This is a genomic window from Pseudoalteromonas sp. SIMBA_162 (assembly GCF_046535955.1).
Taxonomy (GTDB): Bacteria; Pseudomonadota; Gammaproteobacteria; order Enterobacterales; family Alteromonadaceae; genus Pseudoalteromonas; species Pseudoalteromonas marina.
In genome coordinates this window covers 1-246 of sequence record NZ_JAWJBQ010000954.1, presented here as the reverse complement: position 1 = coordinate 246, position 246 = coordinate 1, and the positions used below count along the sequence as shown (strand labels likewise).

The window sequence follows — 246 nt, the reverse complement described above, 5'->3', positions numbered from 1 at the left end:
ATCGTGGCACCGACCATATCGCCGTTGATGCCGTTAAATAGTCGCAGCAGCGCCCACCTTGCCAGCGCCACCCATAGCGCCACCGCTACCAGCCAAACGCCCACCGCAGGAAATATCAGCGCCAGCAGCAATAGCGGCACTAATGCGAATAACACATCACGGCGGCCAAGCGACTGCTGCCAGCTCCAAGCCAAACCGCGAGGGTGAGCACAGGGGGTGAGAATGAGTAGCGCCACGCCTGCCCAG

1 protein-coding gene is annotated in these 246 nt (G+C 61.4%); it reads right to left on the bottom strand.

Going from position 1 to position 246, the window contains the following annotated elements; all coding sequences use genetic code 11:
- Positions 1–236 (bottom strand): adenosylcobinamide-GDP ribazoletransferase (locus R0J88_RS22535; RefSeq protein ID WP_410901250.1); only part of this gene is annotated, 236 nt, incomplete at its 3' end.
- Between the last annotated feature and the right edge of the window lie 10 nt (positions 237–246).